The sequence below is a fragment of the Mannheimia sp. E30BD genome, from assembly GCF_041807785.1.
In the GTDB taxonomy this organism is placed as follows: Bacteria; Pseudomonadota; Gammaproteobacteria; order Enterobacterales; family Pasteurellaceae; genus Mannheimia.
Genome location: NZ_JBGTYX010000029.1, coordinates 1 through 20,325 on the forward strand (window position 1 = coordinate 1; position 20,325 = coordinate 20,325).

Below are 20,325 nucleotides of genomic sequence, written 5' to 3' on the forward strand. Positions count from 1 at the left end.
AGACGTTGAGCTAACAGATACTAATTGCCCGAGAGGCTTAACTATACAACGCTCAAGTGTTTTTGGACAAACAAACAGAAAGCGAAGTAAAGCTAAATAAAGCAAAGACTAAACAAACAGACAGACAAACAAAGAAAAGAATACTCAATGTGACAGCTTGTTTTTAGATTAAAGAACGAAAAAATAGAGAAGACAGAAAATCAACAAGATTTTCCCGACGACCATAGTGCTGTGGTTCTACCTGACTCCATACCGAACTCAGAAGTAAAACGCAGTAACGTCGATGGTAGTGTGGTGATTCGCCATGTGAGAGTAGAGCATCGTCGGGTTATTANAAGTAAAACGCAGTAACGTCGATGGTAGTGTGGTGATTCGCCATGTGAGAGTAGAGCATCGTCGGGTTATTAATTTAGGAATCCCCTTAAGTAGAGATACTTAAGGGGTTTTTGTTATTTTGAGGTTTGGTATTTATAACAGGGATAGATTATTGATAGATTTTTGCTTTGCAAAAAAATGAAGAAAAAGGACCGCTTGTTATCGGAGAGGAAAGAAGGCTCAAGAATACAAGCGGTTGTTTTTTAGGGAAAAATTGCAAAATCTATAATGCTATATTAAAGAAAGTGAATATTTGATAGAATGAGCAATATTTATTTTCTATGGCTAATTTATTTTGTTTGAATATTTCCTTTCGCTTTCTCCAGTATGGCAGGCCTTTTTAGCTGGGTTATTTACTTGGGGTTGTACAATTTTAGGCTCATCGTTTGTCTATTTTTTTAGGTCGGTAAATCGAAAATTATTAGATAGTATGATGGGCTTTGCCGCTGGTGTGATGATTGCAGCCTCATTTTGGTCTTTACTTTCTCCCTCTTTAGATTATGCTGAAGCTGATTATGGGGAGTTTGCTTGGTTACCAGCAGCGATCGGCTTTCTTGCAGGTGGTGCTTTTATCCGACTGATTGATTATGTTGTTCCACATCTACATTTAAGTAAACCTATTGAGCAAGCTGAAGGGAATAAACAGCTCAAAAAAGGCTTATCTAAAACAACGTTATTATTCTTGGCGATTACTATTCACAATATTCCGGAAGGATTAGCTATTGGGGTTACCTTTGGTGCTTTGGCTAGCCAAGTGGCTGGAGTTGATGCCTCTATTATGGGAGCGATTGGTTTGGCAATAGGTATAGGCTTGCAAAATATTCCTGAAGGTTCTTCGCTTGCGCTTCCTATTCGTGCGGAAGGTTATAGCCGTAGAAAAGCATTCTGGTATGGAGCTATGTCAGCAGTTGTTGAGCCTATCGCTGCAGTGATTGGTGCTGCTTTTGTACTTTCGATGACAGCAATTCTACCCTATGCCCTTGCATTTGCTGCTGGTGCGATGATTTTCGTTGTGGTAGAAGAATTAATTCCTGAATCACAAAGTAATGGTAATACCGATATTGCAACGTTAAGTTTAATGCTAGGCTTTGTGGTAATGATGATATTAGATGTGGCTCTAGGGTAATATATGAACTGGTATAAGGCACTTTTTGGCTTTAAAGGTAGATTAAATAGACAAGGCTTTTGGATAGGCTTTTCGATTAACTTCGTTTTTCTATTCATAGTCGCTATTTTTATGGCAGATTTAGCTAATTTAACTTTTGTAAGTTTTTTACCTCTATGGGTTTCAGTATTTAGCCTATCTGCAATTATTGTGAAACGTTTACACGATAGAGATCGTTCTGGTAAAGCCCTTTTAATGGTACTAGTGCCAATTATTTGCTACCTAGCATCAGGTTATACTGAAGGTATAATGAAAGTATTACTTGGTAATGTAATGCCTGCTTTTGTTGCTATGATCCTTTTCTTAGAGTGGGGAATTTTCAAAGGAAACCCAAATCCAAACCAATACGGTGAGCGAGGCTTATCGTTTAAATTAAGAGAATAAAATGAAATTAAATTATCATAAAACCCATTTTTTAACTTCTGCACCAGATATTCGCCATTTGCCTGAAGATACAGGTGTGGAAATAGCTTTTGCAGGGCGCTCAAATGCGGGTAAATCAACGGCACTAAATGCTCTTACTAATCAAAAAAGTTTAGCGAGAACCTCTAAAACACCTGGTCGAACACAGTTGATTAACTTATTTGAAGTTGAACCAAACTGTAAGTTAGTGGATTTACCAGGTTATGGCTATGCAGCTGTTCCAGAGCAGATGAAGATCCAATGGCAAAAAGCATTAGGCGAATATTTACAAAAACGAGAATGCTTAGGTGGTGTAGTGATTTTAATGGATATTCGCCACCCCTTAAAAGATCTTGACCAACAGATGATTGAATGGGCGGTTTCGGCTGATTTACCCGTTCTCTTGTTATTGACTAAAGCAGATAAATTAAGTCAATCTGCTCGTTCTAAACAAGTAAAAATGGTAAGAGAGGCAATTTTACCTTTTCAAGGAGATATTCAGGTTGAGGCTTACTCGGCATTAAATAAAATTGGTGTAGATAAGCTCTCTGCTAAATTAGATAGTTGGTTCGCCCCTATTTTTGAAACAGAATAAATGAGGAATTGAATATGTACAATCTAGAAGAACTACGCACTGAAACTGATGAAATTATTGAGAATTTATTGAAAGATGGCTCAGATCCTGACGCGCTTTATATTATTGAACACCACGTTGCACACCGTGATTTTGACAAATTAGAGAAATTAGTAGTTGATGCGTACAAACTTGGCTACGAAATCTCTGAAGCGGAAGAAGTGGAAGAAGAAAATGGCAAGGTGATTTTTGTCTGCGATATCGTGAGTGAAATTAACTTAAATGCTGAGCTTATTACTGCACAGCAAAAAGAGTTATTGCCTCTCATTGAAAAAGCAGGTGCGGAATATGAAGGTTGGGGAACTTACTTTGAAGATCCAAATGCCGATGACGATGAGTATGGCGATGATGGTGAGTTCTTTGATGAAGATGATGATTTTGATGATGAGCCAACACGTCATTAATAGAAAAATGTAGGGACTAATTGCAATTAGTCCCTACGGTTGTTTTATTCTAGACCTTTTTTGATCCAATAATGATAGGGCGAGGAAGAAACTTCTTTTTGAAGCAGTTGATGATCCATAAATTCACAGAAACTTGGAATATCACGGGTTGTTGCGGGGTCGTCAGCGATAATATGTAAAATTTCGCCATCTTCCATCGTGCGGATTGTTTTACGCGTGAGCATAACAGGCTCTGGGCAGCGTAGCCCTAAGGTATCCAATTCTCTATTTACAATTAACTTATTCATTCTATTTCCTATGAAAACATTGTTCTCTCAACATCTTTCTCGCTTGCAACATGTGGTGCAAGGCTTATTAGAAAAATCTTTTTTAGACGGTTTATGGATTTATTCGGGTAAAGCCAAAAGTTGGTTTTTAGATGATCAAACCGCCCCATTTAAAATTAACCCTTATTTTAATTACTTTTTCCCTTATCCCCAAGCTGAAAATTGCTGGTTATTCCTAGACGGCAAAAATAAGCCGAAAATCTACTTTTATGCTCCTGAAGATTATTGGGTTTCTACCCCTAAAGTACCAACAGATTCTTTTTTTGCAGACGAATTTGAATGGGTTTTATTGAAATCTGAACAGGAAATTGCAAAATTTATCCAAAATCCGACCGCTTGTGCCTTTATTGGGGAAGATAGTACGCTTGCAAATTCGCTAGGCTTTAGCCAAATCAATCCACAAAAAATCCTAAATATACTTAATTTTGAACGTTCGACTAAAACTGAATTTGAGATTGAAAGTATTTACCAAGCTCAATTTTCAGCCTTGAAAGGACATCAAGCCGCTAAAGAGGCCTTTTTGGCGGGTAAAAGTGAGTTTGAAATCAATCTTGAATATTTAAAAGCTACGAAGCAGTCTGAACTTAATGTGCCTTATGGCAATATTATGGCGATTAATCAAAATGGAGCGGTGCTGCATTATACCGCATTGGATTTTGATACTAACGCAAAACGCCATAGTTTTTTAATTGATGCTGGCACAACGGTAAATGGTTACGCTTCAGATTTAACTCGAACTTATGCTTTTGATAGTTCATCAGAATTTGCGGAATTAATCGCTAAAATGGATAAATTCAAGCGAGATATTATTGCGGATTTATCTATTGGTATTAATTATCTGCATTACCACACTCGAATGCAGCAGATGATTTCGCAGCTTTTAGCTGAACATCAATTTGTTCATTTATCAGCAGAACAGATTTTTGAAGAAGGGATTAGCCGAACATTCTTCCCACACGGGCTAGGGCATTTGCTTGGTATTCAGGTTCACGATGTAGCAGGTTTCCAACAAAATGCGAGAGGTAGCCATAAAGCAGCACCAAAGGCTTATCCAAGTTTGCGTTGTACGCGTGATTTACAAGAAAATATGGTGTTGACCATTGAGCCGGGCTTCTATTTTATTGATATGTTGCTAAATAGCTGGAAAAATAGCGCTTATTCTTCTGCTTTCAATTGGCAGAAAATTGATGATTTTAAACGCTTCGGCGGCATTCGTACCGAAGATAATATTGTAATGCGTGCAGCAGGTGCGGAAAATCTAACCGCAAAAGCAGAATTAAATGCGAGGAAATAATGCCTATTTTAATGATCCTTTTTGGAATTTTCTTTTATATCTATTGTGAAATATCACTCTTGGTTAGCATTGGTTCAGAAATTGGCGTGCTACCAACCATTCTATTATTAGTCGCTATCTCTTTTGTCGGCTTATGGTTTGTGAAGTTAAGAGGCATTTACACGTTTTATTCAATTAAGCAAGATCTTAGTCAAGGTAAAATGCCTACAGAAGCGGTTGGTAATTCAATAATGTTTGTTTTAGCAGGCATTTTATTAATTATTCCCGGCTTTTTAAGCGATATTTTAGCAATTTTATGTGTGTTACCATTTAGCCGAAAACTGATTCAAGCCTTTGTGATTAATAGCGTAAAAAATAAAGTTTTTATGCGTGTTACCTCACAAAATACCCATTTTCATTCACAATCGCATCAAGATAGCAACACTTTTGATGCGGAATTTGAGCGTAAAGCTGATCCACAAGATGAAACCAAAAGGATCAAATAATGGATAAAAGAACGCTTGCTTTGTTGAAAGTACACGGCACAGCGGTGTTTTTTGGGGCTTCTGGTATTTTCGGGGCATTAATTCAAAGCTCTGCTGAAACCATTGTGCTCGGGCGAGTGATGATCGCATTTGCGATGATCTCTTTGTATTTTTTATGGAAAAAACAACCACTTGTAAAACTGAACCTCAAACAAACCAGGCAACAAGCGGTATCAGGCGGCTTATTAGCAGCTCATTGGGTTACTTTCTTTATTGCAGTTAAAGTGGGAGGCGTAGCGGTTGCTACACTCGGTTTTGCCAGTTTCCCAGCCTTTGTCGCATTGTTTGAAAGTTTATTCTTCCGTGAGAAATTACGCTTCCGAGAAGTGGTTCTATTGATTGCGATTACCATTGGTTTGATTTTAGTTACGCCTGAATTTACCTTTGGTAACGACGCGACACGAGGCTTACTTTGGGGAGTTTTTTCAGCGTTAGTTTACGGCATTCTTGCGGTTTTTAATCGCAATACAATGAGCAAAATTTCTGGCGTACAGGCAAGTTGGTGGCAATATATTTTTGCAACGCTTTTACTGCTGCCGTTCTCGCTAATGGAATTGCCGAGCGTGTCTGCTCAAGATTGGTTTTGGATTTTCTGCGTTGGTTTTTTGTGTACCACACTTGCCTATACGCTGTTTATTTCAAGCCTTGATACCATCAATGCTCGCACTGCCTCGATGATTATCTCCCTCGAACCTGTGTATGCGATTGTCATTGCGTGGCTCTGTTTTGGCGAAGTACCAACGCTTAAGATGATTATCGGCGGGGCAATTATTTTACTGTCTGTTGCGTGGGTGAACTTGAAAAAATGAAGCAGCCAACCTTTAAAAGAGCTACAAACAAGCGGTCAAATTTTGCGAAAAATTTGCAAAAGAATGAGAAAAAACGACCGCTTGCTTTTTCTGAAACGATCGTACTGCTGTTTAATAAACCCTACGATGTGCTAACACAATTTACCGATGAGCAAGGGCGAAAAACGTTAAAAGATTTTATCCCGATTCCCAATGTTTACCCTGTCGGTCGGTTAGATAGAGATAGCGAAGGTTTATTGCTTTTAACCAATAATGGCGAACTACAACATCGTTTAGCTCACCCAAAATTTGAGAAACAGAAAACCTATTGGGTGCAAGTAGAAGGTATTCCTAGCAAAGCCGATTTAGAAAAATTAGAAAAGGGTGTGGAGTTAAAAGATGGTTTAACTCAGCCTGCGAAAGCAAAGGCCATTCTTGAGCCAAAGTATCATTGGCAAACTGCTCCGAAAATTCGTGAGCGAAAAAGCATTCCAACCAGTTGGATTGAATTAGTTATTCACGAGGGAAAAAATCGCCAAGTCAGACGAATGACGGCACATATCGGTTTCCCAACCTTGCGTTTAATTCGTGTGGGATTAGGTAATTTTGAATTAGCCGATTTAGAAAGTGGAGAATACCGAGTATTATCGGAAAGCGAAAAGCGTAAGTTATTTAGGCAATTAGGTTAAAAGATGAATAAAGGATATTGGATTATCGTTAAGGATTTTGATATTGCATTAGTAAATGGCGAAATCCCTTGTGGCTTGGCGGAAGAATTTGGCTTGAATGGACGAGAGAAATTAGTGATAGGTTCTTACCAAAATTTGCCGGTTTATTTAGTGAAAGCCAGAGAAGAAGATAATCATTGTGAGTTTGCTTATTTAAGAACGCAAATTGGACGAGAGCCAGAGTTAAGCCATTTATTACATCGAGCGGTATCGTTAAACCATTTCTTTGGTACTCATCGATTTTGTGGCAAATGTGGCGAAAAAACCGTATTAGCCGATAATGAAATTGCGGTGCATTGTAATGCTTGTGGCAATCGAGCTTACCCAACTATTAGCCCGTCAATTATTGTGGCAGTGCGTAAAGGCAGACAAATTCTGCTGGCAAATCATTTACGTCATAAAGGCACAATTTACACGATTTTGGCAGGCTTTGTGGAAGCGGGCGAACCTATTGAAAATGCAGTTCATCGTGAAATATTTGAGGAAACAGGGTTGAAAGTCAAAAATGTCAGCTATTTTGGCAGCCAACCGTGGGCATTTCCTAATTCATTGATGCTTGGTTTTTTAGCCGACTATGAGAGCGGAGAAATTACTCTACAGGAAGAGGAAATCTGCGATGCTCAATGGTTTGACTACGATGATGTTCTACCAGAAATTCCACAAAAAGGAACAATAGCTTTTGAGCTAATTCAAGCAACATTGAAATTGTGTAGGGAGGAATAGGGATAAATAATTATTTATCCCTACAATAAAAAAATGCTGAATAACTTGTATTATTCAGCATTTTTTATTTCTAAGTTTAATTACCCTTCACAACTTGAACAGCTTAATAAGTTGCGGTTAAATACCTGAGCGGCACTCATTGAGTTTTGGTAATAAATCGATTTTAAGCCGAGTTCTTCAGCGGTTAAGTATAATTGGTTTAGATCACGAGCTGGCGTTGCAGGGTGGATCATCACATTAATACTTTGCCCTTGGTCAATATATTGTTGGCGTTGAGCAGCTTGTTGAATTACACTTAATTGGCTGATTTCCGCAAAGGTTTTAAATACCTCTTTTTCGTGTTCAGAAAGCTGTTCTAAATGTTGAACAGAGCCATCATTTTGTAAAATCGATTCCCAAATTTCTTCGGTATCTAACCCTTTTTCTTGCAGTAATTTCTCTAAGAACGGGTTTTTATACACGGTTTTGATCTTCGCTAAATCTTTTACATAGTAGTTTGATTTAAACGGCTCTACCGATGGCGACACACTGCCTAAAATAAAGCTACTGGATTTAGTCGGAGCAATACTCATCAATGTGGTATTGCGGCGACCATAGCCCTCGAGAATTTCCGGTTCGCCAAAGCGTTGTGCAAGTTCTTGCGATGCTTTTAAGGTTTTTTCTTGTAGTGTTTTGAAAATCTCATTGTTTTTCTGCATTGCTTGGAAGCTATCAAACGCAATGTTATTCGCTTGTAAATAGCTATGCCAGCCTAACACGCCTAAACCTAATGCACGGTGGCGAACCGCAAAACGATTTGCACGCTCTAAGAACGGCACTGATTTACTTTTCTCAATAAATTCGCTCATTACCACGTCTAAGAAGTAAGTTAATACTTCAGGTGCATCGGTATCTTTCCACTCATCAAAATAGAGTAGGTTCATTGAGGATAAACAGCATACGAAACTCTCATCGTTGCTTGATGGCAACATAATTTCAGTACATAAGTTTGATGCGTGAATCGTCATATTTTTATCTTTATAGACATCAGGGCGACCTGCGTTTGCATTGTCTTTAAAGAATAAATAGGGAATACCTGTTTCGGTTTTACGTTGTAATAATTTTGCCCAAAGCTGACGTTTATATGGGTCACCAGCTTTCATTGACTCTAGCCAATCGTGTCCAACACAAACACCGTAGTACATTAACTGAATCGGGTTACCTTCAGTGTGAATATCTAACCATTCATCGATGTCGCCGTGTTCAATATCAATATAACCAGCGAATTGACCTTTGCGTGATGTACCTTGCGAGATAACATCAATGACCGTATCAAATAATTTACTGAAGTTAAATGAACCGTCTGATTTGCCGTTATTCTTAATTAAAGAACCACGGGGGCGAATATCGCCAAAATAAGCTGATGTACCACCACCGATTTTGCTCATCATACCCACTTCAGCGGTTGTTACCATAATTTCGTGGATAGAATCGCCGATGTAGCTACCAAAACAGGAGATCGGTAAACCACGATCTAAACCGAAGTTTGACCAAATTGGCGAAGAAAGCGAGAAATAACCTCTTGCCATATAGTGATAGAATTTATCCGCATAGCCTTCAATGCCGAGTTTACGCTCTGCGTGTTCAGCAATAAAACGAATACGGTCTAATGCGGTTGTGCCTTCCAATAAATAGCCACGTTGTAAGAATAAACGGCTATCTTCATTTAGCCAGTGGAAGTCTGGGCGGTCTGTATTAAAATAAGTCATCTGCGGTAATCTGCTTCATTTTTTTAGAATAATCGGTACTACGTTTGTTAAAGAAATCCGTTTCTTTGGTTGAAAGAATTTCAATATCAAACCACTCAGTTTCTTTTAACAATTCAGGGTCGATATCGTGTGGCGGCTCTAACCCTAAAATGCTCAATGAATTGTTGTAACGGTTTTTAATATAGTTTTCTACTGTTGCTTTGGTGATAAAACTTAAATCGCCCTCTTCAAAAATCCAATCTAAAATACCACGCTCAGCTTCAAATGCTTGTGTTGCAAGGGTTTGTAAATCTTCAAAGAATTCTGGGGTAAACAATTCACTATGTTCATCACGCAAAATTTCGTATAACGCAATACCAAATTTGCCGTGAATCTCTTCTTCTTTTGAGGTGGCTTCAACCGCGTTTGAAATCCCTTTAAACAGGTTTTTATGCTTGTTGAATGACATCATAATAATGAATTGACCGAATAAGGAAATATGCTCAACAAATAAAGAGAACAGCACTAGCGATAAAACAAATTCGCCCTTACCTGCATCTTTATCTTTCATAAAACTTTCCATATAACGAATACGATTCATTAATGGCTCAATATCGTGAATTTGGCTGAACATCTCATTTAAGCCGAGCTTTTCCAATAAGAATGAATAAGCATCTTTATGACGAACTTCACTTTCGGCGAAAGTACCGCCCACATCGTCCATTTCCGGTTTTGGGAAATAACGGTATAACTCACCCCAGAAACGTTTTACATTCACTTCTACTTGCGAAATCGCTAGCATTGCGCGGGTTAGAACGTGGCGTTCGTGATCGTTAATGGTGGTGCGATAATCTTGGATATCGCCCGTAAAGTTAAACTCGGTATGTAACCAATAAGAATGGCGGATAGCATCTTTAAATTCAAGAAGCTCAGGATACTCATACGGCTTAATATTTAAGCGTTTTTGGAAAAGATTTCTAGACATATTCTTAGGCTCTATCTTAAAGTTTGGTTTCAATCTGGGAGATGATTGTATGCAAAAAAAGTTTCAAAACAAGACTTGACAACTGAGCTTTTTTATTCGTTTTTGTTAGCCTATTGATTTATAAAGGAAAATAATTTTGTAAATTTTTGTTTCAATATATTGTGTTTAAATGGTCTTATAACCACTATATATTGTGTTTTTGGCTGTTTTGAAATTACGCAGCTGAATTCAATAAGCCTTGATAAAACTATGTTTGGCTTACTTTTTCGAGTATGATATCCGCCTGTTTTTATGGGTTACAAGCGGTTATCTTTTTGCAAATTTTTACCATTTTTTAACCGCTTTATTTTGATTTTATGGATATGAATACTCAACAATTTTATCGAGGGCGTTTTTCGGTTGCTCCAATGCTAGATTGGACAACTCGCCACTGCCGTTATTTTCATCGCCAATTTAGCAAAAATGCCTTACTTTATACGGAAATGATTACCGCCTCTGCTATTATTCACGCGAAATATGATTTGCTGGAATACGACCCAAGCGAAAACCCTGTGGCATTGCAATTAGGCGGAAGTGATCCTGCACAACTTGCTCGTTGTGCCAAATTGGTAGAGGAACGAGGTTATGCGGAAGTGAATTTAAATGTGGGTTGCCCGTCTGACCGTGTGCAGAACGGTATGTTCGGGGCTTGTTTGATGGCAAAAGCGGATTTAGTGGCAGATTGTATTAAAGCGATGCAAGATGCGGTAGAGATTCCTGTTACGGTTAAGCACCGCATTGGGATTGATGATCTCGATAGTTATGAATTTCTCTGCGATTTTATCGAAAAAGTACAACCTTACAGCAATGATTTTATTGTTCATGCCCGCAAAGCATGGCTTACTGGCTTAAGTCCGAAAGAGAACCGTGAAATTCCTCCGCTGGATTATGAGCGAGTGTATCAACTTAAACGGGATTTTCCACATCTTAATATTACAATTAATGGCGGTATTAGAACTATTGAGGAGATCAAGCAACATTTACAATTTGTTGATGGTGTTATGGTTGGGCGTGAAGCCTATCAAAATCCGTCAATGTTAGGCGAAATCGATTCGCAAATTTTTAACGAAAATCGACCGCTTGTAACGGCAAAGGAAGCTGTGGAGAAGATGTTCCCATATATTGAAAGAGAGCTTTCAAAAGGGGTTTATTTAAATCATATTGTTCGTCATATGCTTGGAGCATTTCAGAATTGCAAAGGGGCGAGACAATGGCGTCGCCATTTAAGCGAAAATGCTACTAAACAAGAGGCTGGCGTGGAAGTAGTTGAGCAAGCTCTTGCGTTTATCGGCTAAGATTTGAGGATAGATATTTAAGGAGAAAGTTATGGCAGATCCACATATTAAATCGCCTATGGATTTTTGGGATTATTTAACCGTTGTTGTTTACCGTAGCGGTTTTGTATTAGCCACATTAATGCTATTTTTGTTGCCTTATTATACCTCAACGGCTCTTGTTGGCTTATTAGTAGCTGGTTCAATGTTGGCTTCATCGTTACATTTGTATGACAAAACATTCCGCCTGATTTTCCAGTTTTCAGCGTGGTTAGGGCTACTTTTCTACATCTTTAATTTTCCATTATTAGCCTTGGGGGCGATGCTACTGGTTATTGGTGGCTTAAGTTATAAAGAATATTTCTGTTTTAGAGTATTTGGCTTGAACTTCCAGCCTATTCTAGTGGCTATTTTATGGGTTGCATTTGCATTAGGGTGGAGTTTATTGGTTCAAATTCTAAGTGTGATTTGTGGCTTGTTACTTTTAGTGTTAAGCATTCAAAAATGGCGAATGCCACTACATTTTGATATTGGCGATAAAACTAAATATCAGCCATAATTTTTATATTTTATCGGGATTTTTATGCACAAATTTAAAATTGCCTTAATGGCAACAACGGTTATTGGCTTATTTGCTTGTACGCCATCACAGCAACAAAAAACAACACAACACAAGCCACAAGTGGGATATTTAAAAGAGAATATCAGCCAAGCGGAGCTAAATAATCCAAAAAATTATAAGCGATATAGCTATTACTGTAAGAATTTTGCCACAGGGGAGAGCTCTTATTTGGCAACCTATTTTCCTCTTTGGGCTGAAAGCCGTAAGCAAGAGAATTTTGGTATCTATTTCCAACTTGATGGCGGAAAACCCTATCCGTTCGACCATATTGCCAATATCAGTTTGAATGCAAGAGGAAGCAAGTTTGAGGTGCGTTACCGCTCATATCAACCGATTGAGGGTGGTTATGTAGAATTAGTTGCTCGTGAACATAGCTCAGTTTATTACAAAAATAATCTGGCTTGGTTAGAGTGTAGAGAGGGCTAATTGAGAATAGAAAAAACGGCTAGAATTTAAATTCTAGCCGTTTTTCATTAAGAAATTAACGTAAGAATGCAGGAATTTTGCTTTCGTACTCGGCAATTTTTGCTTCGTGTTGAAGGGTTAAGCCGATATTATCTAAACCATTGAGTAAGCAATGGCGACGGAATTCATCTAGCTCAAAAGTATAAACTTTATCGCCAACGGTAACCGTCATCGCTTCTAAATCAACGTGAATTTGTTTGCCTTCATTTACCCACACCCATTGGAAGATTTCTTCCACTTCTTCTTCCGTTAATTTAATTGGAAGCATATGGTTGTTTAAGCTATTGTTGTAGAAAATATCTGCAAAACTTGGGGCAATCATCACTTTAAAGCCGTAATCTGCCAACGCCCAAGGAGCGTGTTCACGAGAAGAACCACAACCTAAATTTTTGCGGGCAAGTAAAATGGTTGCTCCTTGATATTGCGGAAAATTCAGCACAAAATCAGGGTTTGGTTGCGTTTCTGCTGCATCTAAATAACGCCATTCGTGGAAAAGGTGTTTACCAAATCCCACACGGGTAATGGCTTGTAAGAACTGTTTTGGAATGATTGCATCAGTATCCACGTTCGCTGCATCAAGAGGAACGACTAAGCCCGAATGTTGTTTAATACCTGCCATTTTTTCCTCCTATTATGCGTTTAATGAAACGTTACGAATATCAACAAATTTACCAAATACGGCTGCTGCTGCAGCCATTACCGGGCTAACTAAGTGGGTGCGACCATTACGCCCTTGACGACCTTCAAAGTTACGGTTTGAGGTTGAAGCACAACGCTCCCATTCGCCTAAAATATCATCATTCATACCTAAGCACATTGAACAGCCCGGGTTACGCCATTCTGCCCCCGCTTCAATGAAGATTTTATCTAAGCCCTCTTTTTCAGCTTGCTCTTTCACTAAGCCTGAACCTGGTACAACAAGAATGCGTTTTACATTATCCGCTTTTTTACGCCCTTTCATTACTGCTGCAGCTGCTCGCAAATCTTCAATACGGGCATTGGTACAAGAGCCGATGAACACTTGATCAACCGGCACATCTTTCATATCGGTATGTGGTTCTAAGCCGATGTAAGCTAACGCTTTTTCTGCTGAAGCACGGGTTACAGGATCTGCCATCTCTTCAGGGTTTGGGATCACATCATCGATACCGATAACTTGGCCCGGGTTGGTTCCCCAAGTGACTTGCGGGGCAATATCTTTAGCTTCTAAAATCACTTCAGCATCATAAACCGCACCTTCGTCAGTTTTTAGTGTTTTCCAATATTCAACCGCATCGTCCCAATCTTTACCTTTTGGTGCATTTGGGCGACCTTTTAAGTAAGCGAAGGTAGTTTCATCAGGGGCAACAATACCTGCTTTTGCACCAAACTCAATTGCCATATTACATACGGTCATTCTACCTTCCATTGAAAGATCACGAATGGCTTCGCCACAAAACTCCACCACATAACCTGTGCCGCCAGCCATTGTCGTTCTACCGATAATCGCAAGTACGATATCTTTTGCTGTAATGCCCGGGTTTACTTTACCGCGAACTTCCACTTTCATACTTTTTGCACGGGCTTGTTTTAAGGTTTGAGTTGCTAAAACGTGTTCTACTTCAGATGTTCCGATACCGAACGCCAGCGCACCAAAAGCACCGTGAGTGGCAGTGTGAGAGTCGCCACACACAATCGTCATTCCCGGTAATGTCAAGCCTTGCTCTGGCCCCATAACGTGAACAATACCTTGTTGCTTTTTAGTAATATCGAAAAGTGGAATGCCGTTTTCGGCACAGTTTTTCTCTAATTCCAATACTTGAACCTTTGCTTGCCCTTCAAGTTGCTGAACATCACGCACTTGGGTAGAAATACTGTGATCCATCGTACCGAAGGTTTTACTGACTTGGCGAACTTGACGACCAGCCACACGCAAACCATCAAAAGCCTGTGGGCTGGTTACTTCGTGAATTAAGTGGCGGTTGATATAAAGAATCGGCGTTTCGCCTTCTGCTTCGTGAACAATATGTGAATCGAAAAGTTTTTGATATAGTGTTTTAGCTTGTTGCATACAATAGTCCAACTCAAAAAGAATAATTTTGCAATACAAGCGGTTATTTTCGTAAAATCATTTGCAATGCTTTAGAAAAATCCAACCGCTAGCTTAGGTGAAAGAGAATATAACGATTAAAAAACAGAAAGTAAAACAGATTTTTACGGAAAATAACGATTTTTATTCTGCTGAATAAGCCTAAAAATAGCTTTATTAAGTGATGTTTAGTATATTATTCTGTGTAAGTTGTGTGTTGCAGTAAGTTATCTAGTTATTGTTAAACTTTATAGAGCTATTTTCTTATTTATATTTTTAGGAAGTTTTTGCAGCAAAAGGTGAGATCTATCACAAATTTAAAAAAATGTGCTTGCAATAAATAAGCTAATATCTAAACTTGAAAGATCTATATTCAGTTGATTTAATGGCAATCATAAATAATTATTCATAGATGGAGATTAAATATGCAATCAAAATTCCCTCTTTCCGCCTTAGCTGCTTCATTAATTTTAGGCCTATCAGCTAATGTATTTGCGGCAAAAGTACCTGAAGGCACAGTGCTTGTAGAAAAGCAAGATTAGCGATTGTAAGTGCTGCAACAGATGTAGCTCGCTACCGTGCAGGTGATTTAGATATGACAAACTACGCTTTACCACCTGAGCAATTCCCAACGCTTAAAAAAGAGATTCCAAATGAGGTATTTACCGCTAGAACTCTTTCAACCTATTACTACGAGTTCAACAACAAACGACCACCATTTGATAATCCAAAAGTGCGTGAAGCCTTGAACTTAGCCTTAGATCGTACCATTATTACCGATAAAGTATTAGGGCAAGGGCAAACCCCAACTTATGTGTTTACGCCAACTTACATTCACGAAGGCGAGAAAATCCAACAACCGGCGTATTCAACAGAATCAATGGCAGACAGAAAAGCTAAAGCGTTGAAATTGTTAGAAGAGGCAGGTTATAGCAAATCTAATCCACTGAAATTTACCGTGCTTTATAATACCAATGATAACCACAAGAAAATTGCGATTGCGGTTTCATCATTATGGAAACAAGGCACGGACGGCATTGTTGATGTGAAACTTGAAAACCAAGAATGGAAAACCTTCTTAGATACACGTCGTAATGCAAACTACGATGTATCTCGTGCAGGTTGGTCGGCAGACTACAACCAAGCAACAACGTTCGTGAACTATTTCCTATCGAACTCAAGTAACAATACCGCATTCTATAAGAGCCAAGCCTATGATGATGCGGTAGCAGAGTCTTACAAAGCAACAGATGCAGCCGGTCGTGCAGCCGCTTATGTGAAAGCAGAAGAGCAGTTAGCGAAAGATTATGCGATTATGCCGTTATATAACTATGTGAACACACGTTTGGTTAAACCTTATGTGAAGGGCTATGAGGGCAAAGATCCACAAGATGATATCTTGCTTCGTAACCTATACATTGTGAAATAATGATTCTAGGCTGTTTATTGAAAAATAAGCAGCCTAATTTTTTTGAGGAAAATATGACAATAAAACGATTTTCAGTTTATGGGCGAGTTCAAGGTGTTGCTTTTCGTTTTTATACCTTAAGAGAAGCTGAGAAATTAGGGGTGAAAGGCTATGTAAGAAACTGCAATGATGGTTCGGTGGAAGTTATAGCAAAAGCTGATGAGCAAACAATGGCTCAGTTTGAACAATGGTTACATCACGGCTCTCCTTCAGCAAACGTAGAACGAGTAATAGCGAGTGATTATAGCGGCGGAGAAAACTTTGAACGGTTTGAGATCAGGCGTTAAATAACAAGCGGTCGCTTTTATTTATAAATTTGCAATTCTAGTTAAGCATCTGTGCCTGCTCTAGCAATTTTCGGGCTGGCACAGGACCAGCCCCTACAGGTAAAAATCTTAATCCAACGCCTTTTCAATTTTCTCGAATAAATCACGGGCGAGGTTGTCCATTTCACGCAGACGCTTTAAACCACGACGCATTAAGGTTTGGCGTTGGTTGTCGTAACGAGAGAGTTTAATTAACGGCTCAATAAGTCGTGCGGCAACTTGTGGGTTGCTTTCATTGAGTTTAATTAGCGTATCAACCAAGAAACGGTAACCTGAGCCATCAATAGCGTGGAAAGCTTTCGGGTTTTGACTGCAGAATGCCCCAGCCAATGAACGTAAGCGGTTTGGATTGTTAAAGTTGAAACTTGGGTGTTCCATTAAACCTTGCACAATCGCTAGTACGTTTTCATCTGGGCGAGTGGCTTGAATCATAAACCATTTGTCCATTACTAAGCCGTCGTGCTTCCATTTTTCTTCAAAGTCTGCCAATAACGCATCACGGCAACTGAGCTGTGCTTTGGTTGCAGCTTGTAATGCAGCTAGGGTATCAGTCATATTATCTGCATTGTTGTAATGCTTATGAACGAGGGCATTACCTAAATCAGTGAACGCAAGATAGCTTAAACAAACATTCCGTAACGCACGTTTGGCAATATCTTCAGCAACCACTTGGTAAGCATCGCATTTGTTTTGGTTATAAACAATCAATAGCTTATCTTGCAATGCTTGAGCAATCGAGTGTTGCATAAATTCACGCACCAAAGCGATACCTGTTGGGTCAATAGTTTTAAATGACTCGGCAAATTCCGTTTCTTTCGGTAATGTGAGTGTTAATGCGGTTAATTCAGGCGATTTAGCCGAATTTTCTAACACAAACGTTAAGGCATCAGCTAAACCTTCTGAAAAACTAAACGGCTGATTTTGCTGATAACGGCTTAAATTTTCACGCAATTCGTTAGTGTAGAGCATTTGTGCGGCGTCCCAACGTACGAAATCATTTTCAGCGTGTTTGAGTAAGGTTAAAAGCTGCTCGGTAGTGTAGTTGTAATCTAAACGCACAGGAGCAGAGAAATCACATAATAACGCAGGCACAGGGCGTTGCGTTACATTGTGGAACTCAAACGTTTGATGTTCAGCGGTAACATCTAGCACATCACTTACCGTTAATAATTCATACTGTAATGGAATGCGTTTTCCATCATTTTCGCCATATAACGCCACTTTTAATGGAATATGTAAGTTTAATTTCTCCAACTGATCATGTGTTGGTGGTGTCATTTGCGAAATATACAAACGATAGGCTTTGCGTGCTTCATCATATTCATCAGAAATCGTGAGTTCTGGCGTACCTGATTGGCTATACCAACGGCGGAACTGCTCTAAATCAACGCCTGACGCATCTTCCATCGCTTTTACGAAATCTTCACAGGTTGCTGCTGAGCCGTCGTGTCTTTCCACATAGAGCTTCATTCCTTGTTGGAATTTCTCTTCGCCCAATAGGGTGTGGATCATACGAATGATTTCCGCCCCTTTTTCATACACAGTAACGGTGTAGAAATTGTTCATTTCAATCACTTTTTCCGGGCGAATCGGGTGTGCCATCGGGCTGGCATCTTCGGCAAATTGTACGGTACGCAATAAACGCACATCTTCAATACGTTTTGCTGAACGAGCCCATAAATCAGAGGTAAATTCCTGATCACGGAAAACAGTTAAACCTTCTTTAAGGCTTAATTGGAACCAATCACGGCAAGTAATGCGGCTACCTGTCCAGTTATGGAAATATTCGTGAGCGATAACCGCTTCAATATCTAAATAATCCGTATCGGTTGCGGTTTCCGGTTTAGCTAACACGAATTTAGAGTTGAAAATATTCAATCCTTTGTTTTCCATTGCTCCCATATTAAAGAAATCAACGGCAACAATCATATAAATATCTAAATCGTACTCTAAGCCGAAACGATCTTCGTCCCATTTCATCGAGCGTTTTAAGCTCTCCATTGCCCAAGGGGCACGGTCTAAATTACCACGATCAACATAGATTTCTAAGGTAACTTCACGTCCGCTTTTGGTAATGAACTTATCTTGCAGAAGGTCAAAATCGCCCGCCACTAATGCAAATAGATAGCTTGGCTTGAAGAACGGATCTTGCCATTCCACCCAGTGTCTTCCATCGTGCAACTCACCTTGTGCAATGCGGTTACCGTTAGAAAGCAGAAACGGATATTTGCTCTTACTAGCGGTGATTTTTGTCGTATATTTTGCAAGTACATCAGGGCGGTCGAGCATATAGGTAATCTGGCGGAAACCTTCAGCCTCACACTGGGTGCAAAGCCCATCGCCTGATTTGTATAAACCTTGTAGCGAGCTATTTTGTGCAGGGTTTAACGCTGTTTCAATTTGTAGCTCAAAACGATCTGCTTCCATCTCTGCCAAATTTAAGGTTAAAGATTCATCATCTTTTTCATAGGTCGAAAACGGCTCGCCATTAAATTTAATCGAAAGGAAATCAAAACTATGACCATCTAATTTAAGCGTGGTTGCATCACTATTTTTACGCTCAACGGTTAAAGTTGAGGTAACAAAGGTGCGATCTGGGTCAAGTTGAAAATCGAGATAAATGTCGGTAATAGTGAAATCTGGTGCTTTATAATCTTTTCTGAGTTTTGCTTTAGGTTGCATAGGATTTCCTTTTTGATTGGCCTTTTGCCGCTAGAATAGTGCGAGCTATTGTACTAAATTTATTGCAAATTTTCCAAAAAATATGACCGCTTGTACCAAACAAAACGGCTATAAATGTTACCATTTATAGCCGTTTTGGAAGTGTTGGAATTATAGGGTTTGATGTCCTTGATCGAGATGTACTAAGCTGATTAAATCATCAACACCCACATCAAATGCCTGTCCGAAACCTTTCACAAACAAGCCTGCTGTTGGCTTAAAGCTAAAGAGCTTGAAGTCTTGCATATTAGACAGATCATCAATTAAATCCCCGTGTCTAGCTTTAAGGGCATTAATACTTATATTCCATTCTTCTTGAGCACGTTCGATGATGCGTGCTGTTGCATCAAAGGTTAAACGGCGGCGTGCAAAAATTTGGCGACTATTAGTTTCATCTTCAATCAGCATTAGGGAAACTTTAGATATTTCCTGCAAATTTCGTGCGTGGCGGGCAATTATTGAAATAAGAACCTTATATTCTCCATTGTGGATAACAAAGGGGGCGTAGCTTACATTCGGTGTACCGTCTTTATCTGTTGTTGCCATTACAATTGTTTTAGTGTGCTGTTTCAGCTCTTCAAGCTCAGGACCTAAACGGTTTTGTAATACCTCTTGGCGATTGGTGGTCATTATATCTCCTTTTAAGTTTTCTAACAGTTCGAGGATTATAAATTAACTTTATTTTATTAATCAAGATGATAATCATTATTGACTATAAAATTGATGTAATTGATAATACTTTTAATCAATAAAAAATTAATTCGTATTTACTTAAGGAGAACGATTTTGTTTATTAATTATTTAGGGAACCAGCATAAGTTCAATTTGAGCCTGCTGGCTTTAAGCATAAATAGTATTTTACTGTCGCAAACTTTATATGCGAAAGAGATCATTGCTGAATTATCTGAAGTGAGTGTGGTTGCTCAAGAAAATGTTAAAGCCTCCTCAGAGCAAAAATCGAAAGAAGCGATCCAACAAGAACTTATTCAAAATAATCGAGATTTAGTTCGCTATAGCCCTGATGTTGGTATTGTAAATCAAGGGAGACATCAAAAAGGATTTGCTATTCGTGGTGTGGAGGACAATCGCGTTGGAGTTAGTATTGATGGCATTGCATTACCTGATTCAGAAGAGAATTCACTTTATGATTTTCGGATTATGTTGAATTCGAAGTGCGGTATAATGTGCGAAGCTCCGCACGAGAATTTACACATAATCCGCTGTTATGCGAAATTTTATAAGTTTATGTCAAATATTACCATTCAAC

At 39.0% G+C, this 20,325-nt stretch carries 21 protein-coding genes, 1 rRNA gene and 1 pseudogene; 16 read left to right on the top strand and 7 right to left on the bottom strand.

What is annotated here, in order from left to right; genetic code table 11:
- Positions 1 to 213: 213 nt before the first annotated feature.
- From rrf to rraB, 5 genes are all read left to right on the top strand, one after another.
- Positions 214 to 329, top strand: a 5S ribosomal RNA gene (gene rrf / locus ACERCG_RS11275).
- Positions 330 to 670: 341 nt separating this feature from the next.
- Positions 671 to 1,501 carry a ZIP family metal transporter gene (locus ACERCG_RS11280; protein WP_373612162.1) on the top strand — a complete coding sequence of 277 codons (831 nt, stop codon included), beginning with the start codon at positions 671 to 673 and terminating at the stop codon, positions 1,499 to 1,501.
- Between the two features lie 3 nt (positions 1,502 to 1,504).
- On the top strand, positions 1,505 to 1,924 hold the full coding sequence (locus ACERCG_RS11285) for a DUF805 domain-containing protein (RefSeq protein WP_373612163.1): 420 nt from the start codon (positions 1,505 to 1,507) through the stop codon (positions 1,922 to 1,924).
- A 1-nt stretch (position 1,925) separates the two neighbouring features.
- Positions 1,926 to 2,537, top strand: coding sequence for a ribosome biogenesis GTP-binding protein YihA/YsxC (gene yihA, locus ACERCG_RS11290; RefSeq protein ID WP_373612164.1), 612 nt, complete (start codon positions 1,926 to 1,928; stop codon positions 2,535 to 2,537).
- Positions 2,538 to 2,551: 14 nt separating this feature from the next.
- Positions 2,552 to 2,980: a ribonuclease E inhibitor RraB gene (gene rraB / locus ACERCG_RS11295; protein ID WP_373612165.1), complete on the top strand. Its 429-nt coding sequence runs from the start codon at positions 2,552 to 2,554 to the stop codon at positions 2,978 to 2,980.
- 44 nt (positions 2,981 to 3,024) lie between these two features.
- On the opposite strand, the gene tusA is transcribed toward rraB, so the two are convergent.
- Positions 3,025 to 3,267: a sulfurtransferase TusA gene (gene tusA, locus ACERCG_RS11300; protein ID WP_373612166.1), complete on the bottom strand. Its 243-nt coding sequence runs from the start codon at positions 3,265 to 3,267 to the stop codon at positions 3,025 to 3,027.
- A gap of 10 nt (positions 3,268 to 3,277) precedes the next feature.
- Between tusA and pepQ the strand changes: the two genes are divergently transcribed.
- From pepQ to nudC, 5 genes are read left to right on the top strand one after another with little or no spacing between them, the layout of a single operon-like run.
- Positions 3,278 to 4,600: a Xaa-Pro dipeptidase gene (gene pepQ / locus ACERCG_RS11305; RefSeq protein ID WP_373612167.1), complete on the top strand. Its 1,323-nt coding sequence runs from the start codon at positions 3,278 to 3,280 to the stop codon at positions 4,598 to 4,600.
- Positions 4,600 to 5,085 (top strand): FxsA family protein, encoded by a 486-nt coding sequence (locus tag ACERCG_RS11310; protein WP_373612168.1) that lies wholly within the window; start codon positions 4,600 to 4,602, stop codon positions 5,083 to 5,085. Before pepQ ends, ACERCG_RS11310 begins: the two co-directional genes overlap by 1 nt.
- The gene (locus tag ACERCG_RS11315; protein WP_373612169.1) at positions 5,085 to 5,933 is read left to right on the top strand and encodes a DMT family transporter; all 849 of its coding nucleotides are present in this window, start codon (positions 5,085 to 5,087) and stop codon (positions 5,931 to 5,933) included. The genes ACERCG_RS11310 and ACERCG_RS11315 overlap by 1 nt, the downstream gene beginning before the upstream one ends.
- Positions 5,930 to 6,601 (top strand): pseudouridine synthase, encoded by a 672-nt coding sequence (locus ACERCG_RS11320; RefSeq protein ID WP_373612170.1) that lies wholly within the window; start codon positions 5,930 to 5,932, stop codon positions 6,599 to 6,601. The genes ACERCG_RS11315 and ACERCG_RS11320 overlap by 4 nt, the downstream gene beginning before the upstream one ends.
- Positions 6,602 to 6,604: 3 nt before the next feature.
- Positions 6,605 to 7,363, top strand: a complete 759-nt coding sequence (gene nudC, locus ACERCG_RS11325) for an NAD(+) diphosphatase (protein ID WP_373612171.1) — start codon at positions 6,605 to 6,607, stop codon at positions 7,361 to 7,363.
- 80 nt (positions 7,364 to 7,443) lie between these two features.
- Here nudC and ACERCG_RS11330 read toward each other — a convergent pair whose 3' ends face one another.
- Together ACERCG_RS11330 and ACERCG_RS11335 are read right to left on the bottom strand one after the other, a co-directional pair.
- Positions 7,444 to 9,111, bottom strand: coding sequence for a ribonucleoside-diphosphate reductase subunit alpha (locus ACERCG_RS11330; RefSeq protein WP_373612172.1), 1,668 nt, complete (start codon positions 9,109 to 9,111; stop codon positions 7,444 to 7,446).
- Positions 9,098 to 10,075: a ribonucleotide-diphosphate reductase subunit beta gene (locus tag ACERCG_RS11335; RefSeq protein WP_373612173.1), complete on the bottom strand. Its 978-nt coding sequence runs from the start codon at positions 10,073 to 10,075 to the stop codon at positions 9,098 to 9,100. The genes ACERCG_RS11330 and ACERCG_RS11335 overlap by 14 nt, the downstream gene beginning before the upstream one ends.
- 362 nt (positions 10,076 to 10,437) lie before the next feature.
- Between ACERCG_RS11335 and dusA the strand changes: the two genes are divergently transcribed.
- Genes dusA through ACERCG_RS11350 form a run of 3 tightly spaced genes read left to right on the top strand, consistent with a single transcriptional unit; the run spans position 10,438 to position 12,436 of the window.
- Positions 10,438 to 11,409 carry a tRNA dihydrouridine(20/20a) synthase DusA gene (gene dusA, locus ACERCG_RS11340; RefSeq protein WP_373612174.1) on the top strand — a complete coding sequence of 324 codons (972 nt, stop codon included), beginning with the start codon at positions 10,438 to 10,440 and terminating at the stop codon, positions 11,407 to 11,409.
- 31 nt (positions 11,410 to 11,440) lie between these two features.
- Complete coding sequence (locus ACERCG_RS11345) at positions 11,441 to 11,947, top strand: DUF2301 domain-containing membrane protein (RefSeq protein WP_373612175.1); 507 nt, start codon at positions 11,441 to 11,443, stop codon at positions 11,945 to 11,947.
- A gap of 24 nt (positions 11,948 to 11,971) precedes the next feature.
- Positions 11,972 to 12,436 (top strand): hypothetical protein, encoded by a 465-nt coding sequence (locus ACERCG_RS11350; protein WP_373612176.1) that lies wholly within the window; start codon positions 11,972 to 11,974, stop codon positions 12,434 to 12,436.
- A 55-nt stretch (positions 12,437 to 12,491) separates the two neighbouring features.
- Here ACERCG_RS11350 and leuD read toward each other — a convergent pair whose 3' ends face one another.
- Together leuD and leuC are read right to left on the bottom strand one after the other, a co-directional pair.
- The gene (gene leuD, locus ACERCG_RS11355; protein ID WP_373612177.1) at positions 12,492 to 13,094 is read right to left on the bottom strand and encodes a 3-isopropylmalate dehydratase small subunit; all 603 of its coding nucleotides are present in this window, start codon (positions 13,092 to 13,094) and stop codon (positions 12,492 to 12,494) included.
- Positions 13,095 to 13,106: 12 nt separating this feature from the next.
- Positions 13,107 to 14,525: a 3-isopropylmalate dehydratase large subunit gene (gene leuC / locus ACERCG_RS11360; RefSeq protein ID WP_373612178.1), complete on the bottom strand. Its 1,419-nt coding sequence runs from the start codon at positions 14,523 to 14,525 to the stop codon at positions 13,107 to 13,109.
- Between the two features lie 556 nt (positions 14,526 to 15,081).
- Between leuC and ACERCG_RS11365 the strand changes: the two are divergent.
- Positions 15,082 to 15,972, top strand: a pseudogene (locus tag ACERCG_RS11365) (ABC transporter substrate-binding protein); the annotation flags it as partial.
- Positions 15,973 to 16,025: 53 nt separating this feature from the next.
- A complete protein-coding gene (locus ACERCG_RS11370; RefSeq protein ID WP_373612179.1) occupies positions 16,026 to 16,298 on the top strand; it encodes an acylphosphatase in 273 nt (90 codons plus the stop codon).
- A 108-nt stretch (positions 16,299 to 16,406) separates the two neighbouring features.
- Here the strand turns inward: ACERCG_RS11370 and pepN are convergent, their stop codons facing one another.
- A complete protein-coding gene (pepN, locus tag ACERCG_RS11375; RefSeq protein WP_373612180.1) occupies positions 16,407 to 19,019 on the bottom strand; it encodes an aminopeptidase N in 2,613 nt (870 codons plus the stop codon).
- A 150-nt stretch (positions 19,020 to 19,169) separates the two neighbouring features.
- Complete coding sequence (gene hutZ / locus ACERCG_RS11380) at positions 19,170 to 19,688, bottom strand: heme utilization protein HutZ (protein ID WP_373612181.1); 519 nt, start codon at positions 19,686 to 19,688, stop codon at positions 19,170 to 19,172.
- 156 nt (positions 19,689 to 19,844) lie between these two features.
- On the opposite strand from hutZ, the gene ACERCG_RS11385 reads away from it, so the two are divergent.
- Positions 19,845 to 20,325, top strand: a 481-nt coding sequence (locus ACERCG_RS11385; RefSeq protein ID WP_373612182.1) for a TonB-dependent receptor plug domain-containing protein, incomplete at its 3' end; no start/stop codon positions are given.

Bases quoted from the DNA above. Each gene is read 5' to 3' on its own strand.
- rraB (WP_373612165.1), top strand. From the start codon at position 2,552: ATGTACAATCTAGAAGAACTACGCACTGAAACTGATGAAATTATTGAG.
- leuD (WP_373612177.1), bottom strand. From the start codon at position 13,094: ATGGCAGGTATTAAACAACATTCGGGCTTAGTCGTTCCTCTTGATGCA.
- ACERCG_RS11350 (WP_373612176.1), top strand. From the start codon at position 11,972: ATGCACAAATTTAAAATTGCCTTAATGGCAACAACGGTTATTGGCTTA.
- tusA (WP_373612166.1), bottom strand. From the start codon at position 3,267: ATGAATAAGTTAATTGTAAATAGAGAATTGGATACCTTAGGGCTACGC.
- ACERCG_RS11285 (WP_373612163.1), top strand. From the start codon at position 1,505: ATGAACTGGTATAAGGCACTTTTTGGCTTTAAAGGTAGATTAAATAGA.
- pepQ (WP_373612167.1), top strand. From the start codon at position 3,278: ATGAAAACATTGTTCTCTCAACATCTTTCTCGCTTGCAACATGTGGTG.
- yihA (WP_373612164.1), top strand. From the start codon at position 1,926: ATGAAATTAAATTATCATAAAACCCATTTTTTAACTTCTGCACCAGAT.
- ACERCG_RS11315 (WP_373612169.1), top strand. From the start codon at position 5,085: ATGGATAAAAGAACGCTTGCTTTGTTGAAAGTACACGGCACAGCGGTG.
- ACERCG_RS11335 (WP_373612173.1), bottom strand. From the start codon at position 10,075: ATGTCTAGAAATCTTTTCCAAAAACGCTTAAATATTAAGCCGTATGAG.
- dusA (WP_373612174.1), top strand. From the start codon at position 10,438: ATGAATACTCAACAATTTTATCGAGGGCGTTTTTCGGTTGCTCCAATG.
- pepN (WP_373612180.1), bottom strand. From the start codon at position 19,019: ATGCAACCTAAAGCAAAACTCAGAAAAGATTATAAAGCACCAGATTTC.
- leuC (WP_373612178.1), bottom strand. From the start codon at position 14,525: ATGCAACAAGCTAAAACACTATATCAAAAACTTTTCGATTCACATATT.
- ACERCG_RS11345 (WP_373612175.1), top strand. From the start codon at position 11,441: ATGGCAGATCCACATATTAAATCGCCTATGGATTTTTGGGATTATTTA.
- ACERCG_RS11310 (WP_373612168.1), top strand. From the start codon at position 4,600: ATGCCTATTTTAATGATCCTTTTTGGAATTTTCTTTTATATCTATTGT.
- hutZ (WP_373612181.1), bottom strand. From the start codon at position 19,688: ATGACCACCAATCGCCAAGAGGTATTACAAAACCGTTTAGGTCCTGAG.
- ACERCG_RS11370 (WP_373612179.1), top strand. From the start codon at position 16,026: ATGACAATAAAACGATTTTCAGTTTATGGGCGAGTTCAAGGTGTTGCT.
- nudC (WP_373612171.1), top strand. From the start codon at position 6,605: ATGAATAAAGGATATTGGATTATCGTTAAGGATTTTGATATTGCATTA.
- ACERCG_RS11320 (WP_373612170.1), top strand. From the start codon at position 5,930: ATGAAGCAGCCAACCTTTAAAAGAGCTACAAACAAGCGGTCAAATTTT.
- ACERCG_RS11330 (WP_373612172.1), bottom strand. From the start codon at position 9,111: ATGACTTATTTTAATACAGACCGCCCAGACTTCCACTGGCTAAATGAA.